Origin of the sequence: Psychrobacter sp. TB20-MNA-CIBAN-0197 (assembly GCF_040309765.1) — a bacterium.
Classification (GTDB): domain Bacteria; phylum Pseudomonadota; class Gammaproteobacteria; order Pseudomonadales; family Moraxellaceae; genus Psychrobacter; species Psychrobacter submarinus.
Genome location: NZ_JBEOPC010000116.1, coordinates 1 through 437, shown reverse-complemented (window position 1 = coordinate 437; position 437 = coordinate 1). Strand labels below are relative to the sequence as shown.

Genomic DNA, 437 nt, shown 5'->3' with positions numbered 1-437 from the left:
ACCTATTTCAGAGCAATCATTGCAAAAGGTGCTTAAGCAAGTCGGGCGCTTAAATAAAGTACATATTCAAAAACAACAAAATGTAAAAATCTCTTATCAGCTAGCTGGTACTCTACGCAGTGTTGATATAAATGATGTTTTGTATTTTAGTGCCGAAGAAAAGTATACCAAAATGATATTCTGTGGTGGAGAAGCTTTACTTGAACAAAGTCTAAAACAATTAGAGTTACAATTTCCTACACATATTTTGCGAATTCATCGCAATACATTGGTTAATAAACAAAAAGTAATTGCTTTGCATTCAAAAGCGAATGGCAATCATATGATTGAGCTACAAGGGTGCAGTGAGTTATTGCCAGTGAGCCGCCGTGAGCTTAAATTAGTAAAAAATTCGCTTTAGGCTTACCTTGCAATTAACCTCCCCTTGATTTAAATAC

General features: G+C 34.8%; 1 protein-coding gene. It reads left to right on the top strand.

Annotation, left to right across the window (positions count from 1 at the left end; all coding sequences use genetic code 11):
* Nucleotides 1-400 (top strand): LytR/AlgR family response regulator transcription factor (locus AAEY83_RS12915; protein WP_351059312.1); only part of this gene is annotated, 400 nt, incomplete at its 5' end.
* Nucleotides 401-437: the final 37 nt, after the last annotated feature.